The organism is Microbacterium sp. NPDC090281 (assembly GCF_044769635.1).
Taxonomy (GTDB): Bacteria; Actinomycetota; Actinomycetes; order Actinomycetales; family Microbacteriaceae; genus Microbacterium.
The window spans coordinates 1,056,933-1,073,472 of the sequence record NZ_JBIVYH010000001.1 but is presented as its reverse complement, the minus strand read 5'-3'; the positions used below and the strand labels follow the sequence as shown (position 1 = coordinate 1,073,472).

General features: G+C 68.1%; 14 protein-coding genes and 1 pseudogene. 11 read left to right on the top strand and 4 right to left on the bottom strand.

The genetic code is table 11. The features are described from left to right. Positions 1–11: 11 nt before the first annotated feature. The 7 genes from ACIQTX_RS05105 (at position 12) to ACIQTX_RS05075 (ending at position 9,964) form a co-directional block, all read left to right on the top strand. Complete coding sequence (locus tag ACIQTX_RS05105) at positions 12–665, top strand: NADPH-dependent F420 reductase (protein WP_402969717.1); 654 nt, start codon at positions 12–14, stop codon at positions 663–665. 137 nt (positions 666–802) lie between these two features. Further along, positions 803–1,411: a hypothetical protein gene (locus ACIQTX_RS05100; protein ID WP_402969715.1), complete on the top strand. Its 609-nt coding sequence runs from the start codon at positions 803–805 to the stop codon at positions 1,409–1,411. Between the two features lie 62 nt (positions 1,412–1,473). Then, positions 1,474–4,383, top strand: a complete 2,910-nt coding sequence (locus tag ACIQTX_RS05095; protein WP_402969712.1) for a YhgE/Pip family protein — start codon at positions 1,474–1,476, stop codon at positions 4,381–4,383. Continuing rightward, on the top strand, positions 4,380–6,560 hold the full coding sequence (locus tag ACIQTX_RS05090) for a YhgE/Pip family protein (RefSeq protein WP_402969709.1): 2,181 nt from the start codon (positions 4,380–4,382) through the stop codon (positions 6,558–6,560). Before ACIQTX_RS05095 ends, ACIQTX_RS05090 begins: the two co-directional genes overlap by 4 nt. A 28-nt stretch (positions 6,561–6,588) precedes the next feature. Beyond that, positions 6,589–7,206, top strand: coding sequence for a TetR/AcrR family transcriptional regulator (locus tag ACIQTX_RS05085; protein WP_028502649.1), 618 nt, complete (start codon positions 6,589–6,591; stop codon positions 7,204–7,206). 82 nt (positions 7,207–7,288) lie between these two features. Next, positions 7,289–8,689 carry a threonine/serine exporter ThrE family protein gene (locus ACIQTX_RS05080; protein WP_402969706.1) on the top strand — a complete coding sequence of 467 codons (1,401 nt, stop codon included), beginning with the start codon at positions 7,289–7,291 and terminating at the stop codon, positions 8,687–8,689. Between the two features lie 210 nt (positions 8,690–8,899). Next, the gene (locus ACIQTX_RS05075) at positions 8,900–9,964 is read left to right on the top strand and encodes a hypothetical protein (RefSeq protein ID WP_402969703.1); all 1,065 of its coding nucleotides are present in this window, start codon (positions 8,900–8,902) and stop codon (positions 9,962–9,964) included. 33 nt (positions 9,965–9,997) lie between these two features. Here the strand turns inward: ACIQTX_RS05075 and ACIQTX_RS05070 are convergent, their stop codons facing one another. The 3 genes from ACIQTX_RS05070 to ACIQTX_RS05060 all read right to left on the bottom strand — a co-directional run bounded on the left by ACIQTX_RS05070 (position 9,998) and on the right by ACIQTX_RS05060 (position 12,556). Beyond that, a complete protein-coding gene (locus ACIQTX_RS05070; RefSeq protein ID WP_402969700.1) occupies positions 9,998–10,573 on the bottom strand; it encodes a hypothetical protein in 576 nt (191 codons plus the stop codon). Between the two features lie 35 nt (positions 10,574–10,608). Next, positions 10,609–12,123, bottom strand: coding sequence for a hypothetical protein (locus ACIQTX_RS05065; protein WP_402969698.1), 1,515 nt, complete (start codon positions 12,121–12,123; stop codon positions 10,609–10,611). Between the two features lie 136 nt (positions 12,124–12,259). After that, positions 12,260–12,556, bottom strand: coding sequence for a hypothetical protein (locus ACIQTX_RS05060; protein ID WP_402969695.1), 297 nt, complete (start codon positions 12,554–12,556; stop codon positions 12,260–12,262). 113 nt (positions 12,557–12,669) lie between these two features. Between ACIQTX_RS05060 and ACIQTX_RS05055 the strand changes: the two genes are divergently transcribed. Together ACIQTX_RS05055 and ACIQTX_RS05050 are read left to right on the top strand one after the other, a co-directional pair. Then, a complete protein-coding gene (locus ACIQTX_RS05055; protein ID WP_402969692.1) occupies positions 12,670–13,068 on the top strand; it encodes a hypothetical protein in 399 nt (132 codons plus the stop codon). Beyond that, entirely contained in the window at positions 13,065–13,430 is a 366-nt protein-coding gene (locus ACIQTX_RS05050) for a DoxX family protein (protein ID WP_402969689.1), read from the top strand. The genes ACIQTX_RS05055 and ACIQTX_RS05050 overlap by 4 nt, the downstream gene beginning before the upstream one ends. 65 nt (positions 13,431–13,495) lie before the next feature. Here ACIQTX_RS05050 and ACIQTX_RS05045 read toward each other — a convergent pair. After that, positions 13,496–14,245: pseudogene (locus tag ACIQTX_RS05045) on the bottom strand (2-oxo acid dehydrogenase subunit E2); the annotation flags it as partial. A 162-nt stretch (positions 14,246–14,407) separates the two neighbouring features. Here ACIQTX_RS05045 and ACIQTX_RS05040 point away from each other — a divergent pair. Continuing rightward, positions 14,408–15,838 carry an MFS transporter gene (locus tag ACIQTX_RS05040; RefSeq protein ID WP_402969686.1) on the top strand — a complete coding sequence of 477 codons (1,431 nt, stop codon included), beginning with the start codon at positions 14,408–14,410 and terminating at the stop codon, positions 15,836–15,838. A 31-nt stretch (positions 15,839–15,869) separates the two neighbouring features. Continuing rightward, positions 15,870–16,367 carry a universal stress protein gene (locus tag ACIQTX_RS05035; RefSeq protein ID WP_028502656.1) on the top strand — a complete coding sequence of 166 codons (498 nt, stop codon included), beginning with the start codon at positions 15,870–15,872 and terminating at the stop codon, positions 16,365–16,367. Positions 16,368–16,540 lie beyond the last annotated feature (173 nt).

Here is a 16,540-nt window from a genome sequence, read left to right as displayed (position 1 = left end):
AGGAGAGCGTCATGAACGACACCATCGAGACCATCGGCATCCTCGGCGCGGGCAAGGTCGGCACCACCATCGCCCGCCTCGCCCTCGCCGCGGGATATCGCGTGCTCATCGCCGGTTCGGGCGCACCGGAGCGGATCGCGCTCACGATCGACGTCTTCGCGCCGGGGGCCACCGCAGTGACGGCCGAAGATGCAGCGGCCGAGGCGGACGCCGTCATCCTCGCCCTTCCGCTGGGCAAGTACCGGACGCTCCCGGTCGAGCAGCTGCACGGAAGCCTTGTACTCGACGCCATGAACTACTGGTGGGAGACCGACGGGATCCGCGACGACCTGAGCGATCCACGCACCTCGACCAGCGAGCTGGTGCAGGACTTCCTGCCCGGGTCGCGCATCGTGAAGGCCCTGAACCACATGGGTTATCACGACCTCGAAGACGAGGCCCGGCCGACGGGAGCGCCGGGACGGAAGGCAATCGCCATCGCGGGCGACGACCCCGACGACCTCACCACGGTCGCGGCGGTGATCGACAGGCTCGGCTTCGACCCCGTCGTCCTCGACAGCCTGGCAGAGGGCGCCGCACTCCAGCCCGGGAACCCCGCGTTCGGCGCCGACGTCACCGCAGAGGAGCTGCGCGGGCTGATCGACCAGCGGGTGCGATCGGTGTGAGACCGGTGTGTGATCAGTTACCGGGGAGTGCACGAAGCAGGGCCACCACATCGACTTCGAGGAGCGGGTGACACCGCTACGCTGACCCCGGCCGTCCGGAAATCGTCGACCGCCCCGGGCTAGGATCCCAGAAGCCGGTGACGACGCGGCCGGACACGACGCCGAACACGACCATGGAGGCATCGATGCCCAGCACCCCGAGACTCCGCACGAGTGCGCTCGTCCTCGCCGGGATCCTGGCCTGTGCCGGGTGCTCCGCGACGAACACGATCCCGAGCCCGCCCACGGCTGTCGGCGACGGCTTCCCGGGCACGTGCCTGCCGTCGGAGGTGTCGTGGCCCTCCGACTTCCTCGAATCCCTGCCGGGGGAGTCCGAGGCGATCGGCGGCACCATCGTGGGCCTTCGCCTCGAGTGGGTCGACTCCGACTTCGCGTGGCGGTTGCGCAGCGCCGACACCCGCCTCGACATGTTCGGCGAACGGGTCGACGATCCGAGCTTCGGCAAGGAGTCGCTGGTCGACGTCCGCACACTGGAGGTCATCGCGACGGGTGAGACCGAGCTCACCGAGGCGGAACAGCAGATGAACGGCAGCAGTGCTTACAGCGTTGCCCAGCTCTCGGGCGAGACGTACCCGAGCCCGCTGATCGTCGAGATGGCACGGGTCATGAAAGACAGCTCGCCCGTGTGGCAGCTCACCATGTGCGACACCGCCACGAACGAGATGACCGTCACGACCCTGGACTGACGCATTCGTCCGCTTCCAGCTAACTTGCACGTTGATGTGCACGTACTGTGTAAACTCGTTCTGTGAAACAGAGCTGGCGGGTCTACAAGCGCGACGTCAAGAGACTCTCCCGTGTACCCAAAGCCTGGATCATCATCATCGGGGTGCTCATCACCCCGGCCCTCTACGCATGGTTCAACATCAACGCGTTCTGGGACCCCTACGCCAACACCGCGAACATCCGCGTGGCGGTGGTCGATCTCGACGAGGGCGCCACCTCCGACCTCACCGGTCACATCGACATCGGCGAGCAGGTGACCGCGCAGCTGGAGGACAACGACCAGCTCGGCTGGACCTTCATGGGCGAGGGCGAGGCTCAGGAGGCAGTCAAGAAGGGCGACGTCTACGCCGCCATCGTCATCCCCGCGCAATTCAGCGAAGACCTGCTCAGCATCACGAGCGGCGACTTCACCCAGCCGGCGCTGGAGTACTACGTCAACGAGAAGGCCGGAGCGATCGCGCCGAAGATCACCGACGTCGGCGCGTCCGAGCTCGACAAGCAGGTCACGAGCGCCTTCAAGGAGCAGGTGGCCCTCGCCGCGACGAACGCCCTCAAAGACGTCGGCGACTCGACCGAGCTGCGACTGCTGAATGCCAGGGACAACACCCTCAACGCCTTCGATCAGGCGGCGCAGACCCTCTCGTCGGCGCGCGAGAACCTCGCCGAGACCCAGGACGGGCTCGCCTCCTCCCGCGGCACGCTCTCCTCTGCGCGGAACACGCTGGGCGCGGTCGACGAGACGCTCGGCGACGTACAGAAGTCGCTCGCTCAGACGCAGTCGATCATCGCCGAGACGCAGAAGGAGGTGATCGCCTTCACCGACAGCGCCACCACCGCGTTCCTCCAGGGCACGACGCTGCTCGCCGACGCCTCCTCGAAGGCGAACGTCTCGATCACCCGTCTCACCCAGAGCCTCGAACAGGCAGGCGTCCGCATCGACGCGGGAATCGACGACGTCTCGAACGTGCTGAAGGCGAACGAGGCGGCGGTCACCCGGCTGCAGACACTCCTCGACAACACCGACCTCAGCGACGACACGAAGCAGCGCCTGACCGAGGTCATCTCCTCGCTGCAGCAGCGCAACACCACCGACCAGCAGCTGCTCGCGGACCTGAAGGGCCTCAAGGCCAGCGCCTCCGACACCGTGCGTTCCGTGCAGGCGACGGCCGACGCGGTCGATCAGGCGATGCAGGACACCAGGGATGCCTCATCGGCCATGCGCGACATCCTGACGCGCACCGTCCCCTCGCTGAACAGCGCCATGTCGCAGCTGTCGGCGAGCGTCGGTTCGTTCTCGGCGGCACTGGATGCGCAGAAGGGCGTGCTCGCGCAGGCCGATCAGCTGCTGGCCGGGTTGGACTCGCAGCTCGTGGCCACTTCGTCGGCATTGGCGAGCTTCGACAGCGACCTCGCCGGCATCGAACAGGGCCTGCAGACATCGCGCACCGACGTCGTCGCGCTCAATGCCGCATCCGAGTGGGGACTGCTGGGCACCCTGACCGACCTGGAGCCGGAGCAGATCGCCCAGTTCATCTCCTCCCCCGTCGAGGTCGACGAGCACCTGGTGTTCCCGGTCGACACCTACGGGTCGGCGATGGCCGCGCTCTTCACGAACCTCTCGCTGTGGATCGGCGCCTTCGTGCTCATGGTGATCTTCCGCGTCGAGGTCGACACCGAGGGCGTCGAGGGCGTCACCGTGCGCGAGGCCTACTTCGGCCGCTTCTTCCTCTTCGCGACCCTCGCCGTCGGCCAGGCGCTGATCGTGTGCATCGGAAACCTCATCATCGGCGTGCAGACCGTCAGCGCCGCAGCCTTCGTCGGCACCGGGGTGCTCATCGCCCTCGCATACGTGAGCATCATCTACGCCCTCTGCGTGGCGTTCGGACACGTCGGCCGCGGCCTGTGCATCCTGCTCGTGATCATGCAGATCCCCGGCGCGTCGGGTCTGTACCCGATCGAGCTGATGCCCGGATTCTTCCGTGCGATCTATCCGCTCCTGCCGTTCTCCTACGGCATCGACGCGATGCGCGAGACGATCGGAGGCTTCTACGGCGGCCACTACTGGCGCTTCCTGGGCGCCCTCGCCGTGTTCGTCGCTCTCGCGTTCCTCATCGGACTCGTGCTCCGCCGCCGCCTCGCGAACTTCACCCAGCTCTTCAACCGGCAGGTGCTCTCGACCGACCTGTTGATCGGCGAGAAGGTGCAGGTCGTGGGCAACGGATACCGGCTCACCGACGTGATCCGGGCACTCTCGAACCGCAACGAGTACCGCGAAGACCTCGATCGACGCGCCGAGCGGTTCACCCACCGCTACCCGGCCCTGCTGAAGGCGACGGTGCTCACGGGTGTCGCAGGGCTCGTCGTGCTCGGCGTGATCACGTGGGCGCTTCCCAACTCGAAGGCACTGCTGCTCGGGCTGTGGACTGTCTGGATCCTGCTCGTCATCGGATTCCTCGTGGCCATCGAGTACGTCAAGCACAGCTTCGAGAACGGCGAGGAGGTCGCCGCTCTCGACGACGCCGAGCTGCGTCGGCTCGCCCTCGCTGGGCCCGCCGGCCATGCAGCGGTCCTCCCCACCACGACGGACGAACCGCTCGACACGACCCCCTCCGCCCCGATCGCCTCGATCGAGGCCGACGTGACGGATGCGCCGGCCGAGCGGGACGAAGCGGCCGAGCGGGACGAACCGGCCGCCGGTGTCGAGGCCGATGCCCTGCTCACCGAGTGGTTCGCTTCCGAGCCGCAGCCGAGCCCCAGTGCTGAACCGGATGCCGAGCCCGTGCAGCCTGAGACCACCGCGGCGGCGGACGCCCCCGCGAGCTCCTCCGATGCACCTCATGCCCCGGACGACGAGGGGCGGACAGACGACGAGCGGACGGAAGTAGACGAACGAACGGAACAAGAACGAGCAGAAGGGGAGGATCGCGCGTGAAGGACATCCTGCACCTGACGCTCCGCGACGTGCGTCACGCGACCCAGAACGTGATGGCGTGCATCGTGCTCTTCGGTCTCGTCGTCATCCCGTCGCTGTTCACCTGGTTCAACGTCATCGCCAGCTGGGATCCGTTCGCGAACACGAAAGACCTGAAGATCGCCGTCGCGAGCACCGATGCCGGGTACGAGAGCGACCTCGTCCCGATCCGCGTGAACGTCGGCGAGCAGGTTCTCTCCCAGCTCCGCGGGAACGACCAGCTCGACTGGGTCATCACCGACGAGCACGACGCGATCGATGGGACGAAGTCAGGCGAGTACTACGCCGCGATCGTCCTGCCGGAGACGTTCAGCGCCGACATGCTGACCTTCTACGCCGACGGCGGCGACCGCACGCACATCGCGCTCTACACGAACGAGAAGAAGAATGCCCTGGCCCCGAAGATCACCGGACAGGGTGCGGAAGGGGTCTCGGCCGCGATCAGCGAGACGTTCACCCAAACGCTCGGCGACGTCGCTCTCGGCCTCATCTCATCGATGTCGGACTACCTCACCGACGAAGACACCCAGGCGGCGCTCACCCGCGTCGAGGCGCGGCTCGGAAGCGTGGGCGATCAGTTGCGCTCCGGAGCGCACACGGCCGACACGTTCACGGCTCTGCTCGCGTCGAGCCGGCCGCTGCTCGACAGCGCCTCGGCCCTGGTCGGCGAGGCCGGTGATGCGTTCAAGGACACTTCGGGGGCGCTCGGCAGCGGGGTGGACGCGGCCGGCACGTTGAAGTCGACCCTGCAGACGGCGGCGCAGTCACTGGCGGATGCACTGCAGGCGACCTCGAGCAGCTACGACGCCGTCGGGCAGCGCATCGATGAGCTGTACGCCGGGGCGGGTTCGCTCAGCGGCAGCCAGGCGCAGGCGATCACCACACTCGCAGAGCGCGTGCAGCAGCAGATCGATCAGTACGCCGCGGTCAAGAACACACTGGTGACCGAGGTCGGACCGAGCCTTCCGGAATCCGCGCAGCCCGACTTCGCCGCCGTGATCAGCCGACTCGACGAGGCGATCGCCCGGCAGCAGGCCCTGCAGGAGCGGCTCCAGAAGGCGGCGACCGAGATCACGGCCGGCAACGATTCGGCGCAGAGCTCCCACCAGGAGATCACGGCCGCGATCGCCGAGGCCAAGAAGGCGATCGCGGATGCGCGGAGCACGTACGACAACGGACTGAAAGCACAGCTGAACTCCCTCTCGTCGACGCTCACGCAGATCGGCTCCGATGTGTCGGCGATCCGCTCCGACCTGTCCGGTATCACCTCGGGTCTGTCCGGCGCATCCGATTCCGTGCTGTCGACGCTGTCGCGGGCGCAGGAGGCCACGACGCAGCTGTCGGCGTCGCTGAACGCGATGGCCGACCGTTTCGACGCGGTCCAGCAGTCGATCGGGAAGGCTGCCGACACCGGTGATCTCAGCGAGCTGATCGGCGCCGATCCCGGCGTGCTCGCCACCTCGCTCGCCGAGCCCGTTCGTCTCGACCGCACCGCTGTCTTCCCCGTGGCAGGGTTCGGTGCGGCCATGGCCCCGCTGTACATGATCCTGGCCCTGTGGGTGGGCGCACTGCTGATGACCGTGACGATCCGCGTCGACGTGAACGCCCAGACGCTCCCCGACCGCCCCGAGCTCACCCCCACGCAGAAGTACCTCGGCCGGTACGGCATCTTCGGCCTGGTCGGTCTTGCGCAGAGCACCCTGCTGACCCTCGGGCTGATCCTCTTCGTGCAGGTCCAACCCGCGCATCCGCTCCTGCTGATCCTGGCCGGGTGGGCGATCTCGACCGTCTTCACGCTCATCGTCTACACCGCGGTGGTCGCATTCGGCAACGCGGGCAAGGCGCTCTCGGTGCTGCTCCTCGTGATCCAGATCTCGGGTTCGGGCGGCGCGTACCCGCTGCAACTGCTGCCCGACTGGTTCCAGAGCATCAGCCCCTTCCTTCCCGCGACCTATGCGGTGAACATGGTGAGGTCGGCGATCGCCGGCGTCTACCAGGCCGACTTCTGGTGGGCGCTGGGCGCGCTCGCACTGTTCATCATTCCGGCGCTGCTCCTCGGGCTGGTTCTGAGGCGTCCGTTGATGACCTACAACCGAAAGCTGGTCGAGGCGCTCGCATCGACCAAACTGATGTCGTGACTCCTGCGTCTGCGCGAAAGGACCCGATGTGACCACGCCGAACCCGCGACGTCGACGCGATGCCCTGGCCAATCGCGAGGCTCTGCTGCGTGCGGCGCAGTCGATGCTCGCCACCAACCCCACGGCGTCGCTGGATGTGATCGCCCAGGCCGCCGGCCTCACCCGTCGGGCCGTCTACGGCCACTTCGCCGACCGTGACAGCCTGCTGCGCGAGGTCATCGCGGTCGGCGCTCAGCGCTTCAACGCGATCGCCGAGACGACCGACGAGTCCGATCCCCGGGTGACCCTGGCGCGGATGGCGACGCGTCTGTGGCGGGAGGCCTCCGCGGTGCGCGCCACGGCCAACATCGCTCTCGACGATGCACATCTGGCCGACACCGTGCTCGCTCTCGCACCGCTGCGTCGACGCATCCGCGACCTGACCAAGGCCGGGGTCGACTCGGGGGCGTTTCGCGCAGACATGCCGGCCGAGTTGCTCGCGTTCCTCATCGAGGAGACTGCCCGAGCCACGCTGCGCGAGCTGCGACTCACCACGACCGACGCCGACTCGACGGTCGTGCGCGTGGTGTTGAGCATCGCAGGCCTCTCCTGGAGGGAGCAGGCAGAGCTCATCGACGCGCACCCCGAGATCTTCGCGGAGGACTGAGACTGCGGCGACGGTTCTCACCCCGACGCGCCCTCCCGCCTCAGCTCGACGGATCGTCGGCGCGGACGGGAGAATGGATGACATGTCCGCGAGATCCCGCCGGCCGCTGCTCTCGTCGGTGCGCCGCCTGCTGCACACCGATCCCTCGGCCGTCGCGCACACCGAGGCCATGCCCGTCATCGACGAGCGAACGGTGCCGCGGGTGCTCGACCTCGCGACGCGCATCGGGGAGTCGATGTTCGCCGTCGGTGCCTCTGCGCACGAGGTCACGCTCGCCATCACCCGCGTGTGCGGTGCATACGGCATGAAAGACGTGCAGGTCGACGTCACCTACAACTCGATCACGGTGTCGTTCCACTTGAGCGGCGAGGTGTGGCCGGAGACGCTGGTCCGCGTCGTGCGGGTCGCGGCCCCCGATCACGCGAAGCTGCAGCGGGTGCAGGCTCTGGTCGCCGACATCGACGACGGTCTCGACCTCGAATCCGCGCGCTCCACTTTCCGTGCCATCCGGCGCGTGCCGTTCCGCTATCAGCAGCCGGTCGTCGTCGTCGCGCGCGCACTGCTCGCCGTCGGTGTCAGCATCATGCTCGGCGCCTCACCGATCATCGTCGGTCTCACTTTCGTCGCTGCCCTGTGCGCCGCTCTGACCCAGGCCGGCCTCGCCCGCCTTCGCGTTCCGCTGTTCTTCAGTCAGATCGCCGGAGGATTCGTGACCACGGTCGTTGCCGTGGTGGTCTCCGCGCTCGGCACCGCGGGGATCGAGCCGTTCGTCGGCATCCGTCCGTCGATCATCGTCGCCTCGGGCATCGTGCTGATGCTCGCAGGCCTCACCGTGGTCGGTGCCGCGCAGGATGCGATCGACGGCTTCGCCCTCACAGCCGGCGGCCGCATCCTCGACCTCACCATGCAGACCCTCGGCGTCGTGATCGGCATCCTCGTCGGGCTGGAACTCGGCGGCGTCCTGGGGTTCACGATGGACCTCCCCGACGATCCCGCGCCGTTCGGGCCCCTCGTCAACCAGTTCGCCGGGGCGATCATCATCGCGGTCGCCGTGGCCGTGTTCAACGGCGCCGGCATCCGGATCATCCTGGTCAGCGCCCTGCTCAGCGCCGTCACCCTCGCGGGCTACTCGACATCGATCGCCCTGAACCTGCACCCCGCGGCGGCGAGCGCGATCGGCGCGCTGCTCGCGAGCTTCCTCGGCATGCTGATCGCGCGCAACCTGCATGTGCCGTCGGTCGCCGTGACGACCGCGGCCATCGTGCCCCTGGTTCCCGGCGTCGCCGTGTTCCAGGGCCTGCTCGAGATGGTCCACGCCGCCGGCACCTCCACCGGCATGCTGCTCGCCGGCGGGTCGCTCATCGACGCCGCGGTCATCGGCATCGGCCTGGCATCCGGCGCCTCGCTCGGCCTGTACCTCGGCACCCCCGTACGCGCCACCCTCGCGAGCGTCGCGAAGACCCGCGCCCGCGTCCGCCGCTGACCCACCCCACCCATCCCCTCCCACCCCCACCCTCGCCCCGCCCCACCCTCGCTGAGTGCACGGCTTGTCGCCGAATGCACCGGACGCCTGTGTCGACAAGCCGTGCGCTCGCGGACAAGCCGTGCACTCGGCGAGTCGCACAGACCCGGGGAGCCGAGAGTCGGCTGGGGATCGCGCGGCTCGAGCCCCGGCGCCGCCTAGGCTTCAGACGTGACTCCGGCCCCACGCTCCTCTCGACGCACAGTCACATGGGTCGCGGGCGGGGTGTTCGCATTCGCCACTGCCGTCGTGTTCTGGGTGGTCACGGTGTCGGCCGCATCGTCGGGGACCGCATCCGTCCTCATCGGCCCACTCGATGAGCGCAGCCTGCTGACCCTGTCCGTGTTCCTCGCGTTCGCCGCCCTCTGCGTCGGACTGTGGAGCGTCGAAGCGCCACGATGGATGCTGCCGCTGAAGGTCATCGGCATCGTCCTCGCCTCGTGCGCCGGAGCCCTCGCGGGCCTCGCCTCGGTCCTGACCGTCGAGGTGCACGTGACGCCTGTGCTGCACGGTGGATGCGACACCGGGTACGTGGTCGTCGAGCGCGCATTCCTGATGGGGTCGAGCGGCACGGTGTACCGGCAGGACAGCGCGTTCATCGTCACCCAGGTCGCGATGACGTCGGGTGACAACGCCTACCAGCCGTTCTCGATGGGCGGCTATGCCGTGACCGAGGAGCGGGGAACGCTGACCATCGACTATGCGGTCAACCGCCCCGTCGCGAGCATGGGGGTGACCGCCGGTTCGGGGACGTCGGTCTCGCTGCCCGTTCTCGACAGTCGGACGCCGCAGTGCGGGCTGCAGCCAGGAGCCGACCCCTTTGCGGATCCGATCCCGATGCGCCCTTCCGCTGAGCCGGTGACCGTGCCGACGGTCGAGAGCGACATGCGGGAGATCATCGGCGAGTCCTTCGCGGCCGCCTCGGGAGCGGTCGTCGATGCCTCGGGCGCGCCGCTGGACGCCTCCACACTGTCGATGATCTCGACGCCGTGCTCGGAGGGCCCTGGCACGCGGCGCGAGGTGCAGATCGGGTTCCGCACCGACGACAACGCCCGATCGGTCGAGCGGATCCTCGCGGTGTGGGACCAGGCCGGCTACGAGAAGGACAGGGCGATGCACGAGGACATCCGCTACAGCGAGAGCCTCCCCGTCGCACGGTTGGGCATCAAAGACACCTCGAGCATCGACGGTCTGATCCACCTCACCTCGGCCTCGGTCTGCGTTCCCGCCGGGTAGCGAGCGTCAACATGCTTGCGGCCGCGGAGGCGCTCAGCCCTGTCCCGGTTTGCCCCAGGTCTCGCCGGGGGCGAGCGAAGGACACGTCGCGGATGCGCTGAGCGCCGCGGCCTCGGCCCGTATGGCTACACCCGAGTCGAACTTCACAACCGTGTAGACGATCCCCTGCTGCGAGTCATCGGCGGGGATATAGCCGACGGCCACCCCGTCGAGGTTCGCGTCTTCCGACCGCGGCTCGGTCCCGGTCGTGATGACGAGGTCGGCGGGCGGGTTCTCCTGCAGCCAGTTAGCGACCGCCGCGACCGTCGAGTCTGCGAGGGTCCAGTACCCCTCGAGCTCGGCGACCGGCGTGCACGGCCATCCCTGATACGAGTTGAAGGAGGCGGGGCTGTCAACCACGCGCACGGCTCCCGGCGGCACGACGGCCGCGTCCAACCACGCCTGGGCCTGCTGGGCGGCGGCGTCCAGCTCCTGTGATTCCGCGGTCGGCGACGTGGTGGCCTCGCTGGTCGGAGCGGTGGATCCACCACCGGCGACCGCTGCCGATGTGCAGCCTGTCAGGAGCAGAAGGGCAGTAAGGCTGAGGACCAGAGCGAAGCGCCGTTGCATGCCCCAACTATAGGGACCGCTCGCCGGAGCCGACCTCAGGCGAGCGGGCGCCGTGCACGCCTCAGGGGCATGAGCATGACGCCGGCGAAAGCGAGCGCGATTCCGGTGGCCGCGAGAGCTGTGCCGCCCCCGCCGGAGCGTGCGAGCTCAGGAGGAAGCGCCTGGCTGCCGTGGTCGATATCGACCGGCGGGGCGGCGGCGACGTCGCTCGTGAAGGTCTGATGGTCCACCGGCACGGCGCCGCCGCGAGCGCCGGGGCTCGTGGCCTCGACGTCGACCACGATCGCGCTGCCACCAGTGATCACCAGGGCCGAGAGCGAGACGGTGACGCTCTCTCCGGGCGCGATCACGCCCGTCCAGCGCAGCACTTCACCGTCGAGCACGGCCACACCCTTGGTCGCTCCGATCGCGCGATCGATGCGCGCCGCACGCAGCAGCGACGCCAGATCGGCCGTGAGGGTCGCATCAGTCAGGGGCACGTTCCCGGTGTTCGTGAGCGTGAACTCGTAGCCGACCCGGTCGCCCGGGCGCAGCACCGTGCCCACCGCGGGTGCCACTGCCGTGTCGAGATCGAGTCCCGGCGACGCAGCCTCGGTGACGCCGATGCCGCCACTGCGTCCGGTGTACATCAGCAGAGTCGACGTCTGGGTCGATCCCGCTGGATCGTGAAGAGCATCCGACACGGCGCCGACGGTATTGAACAGGCCGACGTATCGACCCGCCTCCGGCACCGCGGGGTTGTCTCCGGGGAAATACGTCACGGCACCCGTGGCTTCCCGCGGGGACGAGAGCACGTAGAAGGCGCCGTCGACCGGATTCGGAATCGTGGCGCTCACGACCGGGATGCCATCGAGGGAGTCGTCGCAGTTCAGGATGTAGTCGGATCCGGCGACGAGAACGGTGCCGCCGTCGACGGGGATGTTCACGGGTCCGGGGTCGGCTGCGAACTCCCGCACCTGCGCGGCGGCGCAGTCAGGGGTCGATCCGCTGAACGGCGGGCTCGGATCGGCGCCCGCGGCCACCCACTGACCACCCTGCGCGGCGAGCGCGGAATCGCCCTCCGCCTTCGCCTGCACGACGAACCTGCCGGCTGAGGATGAGGTCGCGCCGTGGACCCAGTGCCCGCCGACGCGCTCGAAGAGGTCGACGGCGATCCCGTAGTGAATTTCTGCGGTGTGGCTGACACCGTCGGCGTCGAACACGGCCTGGTAGGTTCCCCCACCGCCGTCGAGGATCCCGCTGCCGACGATCTGAAGGAAGAACGTGAAGGTGCCGCTCACCTCTCGGCTGTTCGCGGCCGTCTCGGTGAAGGTTCCGGTGACCGTATCGCCGTCGAGTCCCTGCTTCGTGACGGTGATGTCCGCGAGGGCCGATCCCGCTGCATCCACGATCGATGCCCCTTCGCTCAAGACGGCTCTGGTGCCGGCCGGAGTGCGCACTTCGAAGGTGTCGCCGGCGTCGGGGAGCTCGCGCTCCACAGTGAGAGTGACGGCGAGGAAGGGCAGCGCCGCAGACGGGACCAACGGGTTCGACGCCTCGTACGGAGCCACGGTGATGTCCGTGACCGTGGGCGTGGGGTCTGCGGCGGATGCGGGGGCATCCGCGATGAACGCAGCGCCGAGGAAGACACCGACGGCGAGCGCGACAGCGAGCGCGGGTCGGCCGAGAGAACGACGGATGGCGGACCTATCCGAGCTGATCGAGGACGAGTTCTCCTCGGGCGTTGAGGTTCTCCATCATGTGCTCGATCCGCTTCGAGTCGATCTCCGGCATCTTCGAGCCTTCGTACGCGAAGATCAGCGGAATCGCCGGGTGCATCCAGATCGTGAGACGGCCGGCAGGATTCTTCACCTCCGGCAGCCACGTCATCATGAAGCTCTCGTGGCGGCGCAGCTTCGTCCCGATCACGATCTTCAGGTGCGCCAACGTCGCATCATCGACCTCGATCGGAGGTCGTGAGCTGTTGTACTCGAGAGTTCCCATGGACTGAGGCTACTCGCCTCCGCGCGCTGCACCCCCTGTCGACGCCGGGTATCGATTCGAAGTCGAAGTGCGCCGCACCGTCTTCGGACGCGGTATCAATGAGCATGTCGTCGATGAGGAGCCGCCGCACCGCTATCGCCGTCGCCCTGTCGTTCGCCGCGCTGGTCGTGACGGGCTGCGCGGGGCAGTCGTCCGGGGCGTGCGTCGCTGCGGAGGCGACCGCGTCGCCGACGTCCACCACGGCGGATCAGACCGTCACGGTCAGCGGACGGTACTGGGGCCCCTGCAACGACACCAACCACTCGTTCGATGAGCCGTGGCCGCTGGTCTCCGTCGAATGGCGGGGGCCTGACGGCACCGTCTCGCTGGGCGACATCGCGATCGTCGACCGCGCTTTCAGCGGCCAGGTCGACATTCCTGCCTCCGCCGACCCTGGAGACGCAGCGCTCTGGATCGGCGCTCACGACTATGAGGTGGAGATCCCGATGACCGTGGTCGAGGACACCCGATGAACATCGCCGTCTGGATCGTGTCCGGTCTGCTCGCCCTCCTCTACCTGTTCACGGGCGGCGCGAAGATGCTCCGCTCGAAGGCGGAGTTGGCGCAGACGATGAGCTGGACCCGCTCGGCGTCGCCCGCGATCATCAAGGTCGTCGGCACACTCGAGATCCTGGGAGCGATCGGGCTGATCCTGCCGTGGCTCACCGGCATCGCCCCGATCCTGACGCCGATCGCCGCCATAGGACTCGTACTCCTTCAGGCGGTCGCGATCGTGATCCACATCCGCATCCGCGAGGCGAAGTCCGTACCGTTCAACGCCACTCTCCTGTTGCTCGCGGCTTTCGTCGCGGTCTTCCGTTTCATGGGCTCGTAGGCGTCAAGGTCCGAACCATCCGGGATGGCGACTGACGCTCCGCCCGCGGCGGCATGCCCCAGACCTCACCCCTCCCGCGAGTCGCGTGCGGAGATCCCGAGATCCGGCGCGAACGCCCCTTCTTCGAGGCGTTCCTTGACCGTCGCGAGGAACCGCGCGGCGTCGGCGCCGTCGATGATGCGGTGATCGTAGGAGAGCGCAAGATAGGCCAGCGAGCGCACGGCGATCGCCTCCACGCCATCGGTGGAGACGACCACCGCACGCTTCACCACTGCGCCAGTGCCGAGGATCGCCGATTGGGGCAGGAAGACGACAGGAGTGTCGAAGAGCGCTCCGCGCGATCCCGTGTTCGTGAGGGTGAAGGTGCCCCCTGAGAGCTCGTCCGGCTTCAACCGCTTGTCGCGGGTGCGCGCTGCGAGGTCGGCGATCTGCGCGGTGAGCGCCGCGATGTCGAGTTCCGCAGCGTTGCGGATAACGGGGGCCATCAGGCCACGTTCCGTGTCGACGGCGATGCTCAGGTGCTCATGATCCGGGTAGATGATGTTCTCGCCGTCGACCGTGGCGTTGATGATCGGGTGAAGGCGGAGCGCCTCGACTGCGGCCATCGCGAAGAACGGCAGGAAGCCGAGCTTGTGGCCGGTCTCGCGCAGGAACTCGGTCTTGACCCGGTCACGAAGACGAGCAATCAGGGTCACATCGACCTCGACCGTGCTCGTGACCTGCGCCATCGACGTCATCGACGCGACGGAACGTTCGGCGATCACTCTGCGCAGTCGCGTCATCGGCACCGTGGTGCCGCGCACGGGGGACGCCTCTGGCAAGACGTGGACGGATTCGCTCATGTGCTCTGTCTCCTTCGCAACGGGGGGCGTTCTGCCGCGCGGACTCCGTAGTCACACCCGAGCACCCCTACCCCCTATGGGTATAGGCTACACCGCGACCGGGTCGTCCGGCACAGCTTCACAGGAGGAAAGAACATGTCCACACCCCCACCCATGTCACGAGCGAAGCGGTGGCTCGGGCTCGTCCTGATCGCCACCGCACAGTTCGTGGTCATCATGGACACCTCGATCATCGGCGTCGCCCTCCCCGACATCCAGCGCGCCCTCGGCTTCACCCCCGAGTCGCTGTCCTGGGTCTTCAACGCCTACGTCGTGGCCTTCGGCGGCCTGCTCCTGCTGGGAGGCCGCCTGTCCGACGCCTTCGGTGCGCGGAAGATCTTCGTGCTCGGCTGGCTCGTCCTGATCGCCGGGTCGATCATGGCCGGGGCTGCCGGCAACGTCGGGGTCGAGATCGCCGGTCGCGCCATCCAGGGCGCCGGATCCGCGATGATCGCCCCCGCCGCACTCACCCTGCTGATGATGCTGTTCGGAGGCACGTCCGATCTCCCCAAGGCCTTCGCCGTCTACGGAGCCGCCGCACCGATCGGCGGCACAGCCGGCGTCTTCCTCGGCGGAGTCCTGACCGAGTACGTGAGCTGGCCGTGGGTCTTCTACGTCACGGTGCCGATCGCGCTCTTCGTGCTCGCCTTCACCGCGACCGCACTCCCCCGCACCGTCCGCAAGGCGACGGGCTCCATCGACATCGGCGGAGCCATCACGGTGACGGTGGGACTGGCCGCGGTCGTCTACGCGGTCGTCAACGCCCCCGAGGTCGGCTGGCTCACCTGGTCCACCCTGGGCATGCTGGCCGCGGGCATCGTGCTGCTGGTGATCTTCTTCGTCATCCAGGCGCGCAGCCGCAACCCGCTGCTGCGCCTGAGCCTGCTCCGCGCGCCGCTCCTGGGGGCTGCGAACGCGGCACAGCTGATGCTCGGAGCGGCCTGGGTGTCGATGTGGTTCTTCCTGAACCTGTACCTGCAGCAGGTGCTCGGCGCGAGTGCCTTCGCCGCCGGCGCCGCACTCCTTCCGATGACTGGCTTGGTCGTGATCGTCATGATCGCCCTGGCACCGCGTCTGCAGGAGCGATTCGGCGCGAAGTCCCTGATCGTCAGCGGCCTCCTGCTGCTCGCGGCCGGACTAGCGTGGCTCGCCTTCGTCCGCCCGGACGGCAACTACGCGGTCGATGTCCTGCCCGCGTCCCTGCTGGCCGCGCTCGGCATGTCGCTCGCGTTCGTGCCGTCGCTCGGCACCGCCATCAATGCGGCACCGCCCGCAGAGACCGGCGTCGCCTCCGGACTGGTCAGCACCAGCTACCAGATCGGCTCTGCACTCGGACTCGCAGTACTCACCGCGATCGTCTACGGCATCGCCGGCACAGACGCCTCCCCGGTGGAGCTCACCCAGGGGTACTCCGCCGCATTCATCGGCGCAGCGATCCTCGCTCTCCTCGGGGCGATCATCACCGCGATCACCATGACGAAGCCACGGGCCTCGGCCATGCACCCCGACAACGCCATGTCGGCCTAGCGACCACGCCATCGACACGAAGGAACCACTGATGCCCTCTCCGAAACTGCTCATCGCCTACGACGGCTCCCCCAACGCGCAGAGCGCGATGCACACCGTCGCCGGCCTCTTCCCCGGCGCGACCGCGGTGCTGTTCTACGCCCGCCAACCGCTGGAAGGCTTCGCCGCACACCTCCAAGGCCATCCGGCGCTGGAGAAGCTGCAGGGCCTCGATGCCGCCGCGCTCGACGTGTCGGAGAAGATCGCCGCCGACGGCGCGCAGCTCGCCCGAGATCTGGGCCTGCAGGCCGAGCCGCTCATCTCGTCGACGATGGCCACCGCCTCGGAGGCCATCGTCGACGCCGCCGAGGAATTGAACGTCGATCTGATCGTCCTCGGCTCCCGGGGTCTGCGCGGATTCAAGGCGACACTGCTGGGGAGCACGTCGGCGAATGTGCTCCATCACGCCACGCGCCCGACCCTCGTGATCCCGTCGGATGACGTGGCGGGGGCGCGCCGGAGCCTCCGGACGGCGACACCCTCCGAGTAAGCAGCACCCACGGCGCTCTCGTCGGATCCGTCGCGCAGAGATGTGCGTCGGATCCGACGACGGGCGCCCCTCACCCCAGCCTGACGACGGTTCGACCCGAGTCGCACAGGCCGAAATCCGGTTCGCGGAATACCCCTTATGGGTATACCGTTGAGGAAGATGAGATACCCAGT